This window comes from Vibrio sp. 1562, from assembly GCF_033340155.1.
GTDB lineage: Bacteria > Pseudomonadota > Gammaproteobacteria > Enterobacterales > Vibrionaceae > Vibrio > Vibrio alginolyticus.
In genome coordinates, this window is sequence record NZ_JAWOVY010000743.1 from 1 (window position 1) to 527 (window position 527).

A 527-nucleotide genomic window follows, 5' to 3' on the forward strand; every position below is an offset into this window, starting at 1 on the left:
CAAGTCAACAAAGAAGTCATCAATCCAGAACATCCATTTTCAAAATTCTCTGTCGGCAATTTAGATACGCTTGGCGACCGAGATGGTCAGTCTATTCGTGATGAAATTGTCGAGTTTCATCATTCTCAATATTCAGCCGATCTTATGACGCTGACGTTGTTTGGGCCTCAATCTCTTGATGAGCAGCAAGCTTGGGTAGAAGCCATGTTCGCTGACATCCCTAATCATCAATTAAGTGGTAAATCGATTAACGTACCGATTGGGACTGAAGACAGCACCGGAATTTTGGTTCAAATTGAGCCCATCAAAGAGTTTCGCAAACTCATTCTCACCTTCCCTATGCCGGGAATGGATAAACACTACGGCGTGAAGCCTCTCTCTTATTTCGCTCATTTGTTAGGTTACGAAGGCGAAGGGAGCTTGATGCTGCAACTGAAAAGCAAAGGCTGGATCACTTCCCTATCAGCCGGCGGCGGGGCAAGTGGCAGCAACTATCGTGATTTTACGGTCAGTTGTACACTCACACC

General features: G+C 45.7%; 1 protein-coding gene. It reads left to right on the forward strand.

Annotated elements, in window-relative coordinates; genetic code table 11:
• Nucleotides 1–527 (forward strand): insulinase family protein (locus R7Z49_RS27410; RefSeq protein ID WP_318112816.1); only part of this gene is annotated, 527 nt, incomplete at both ends.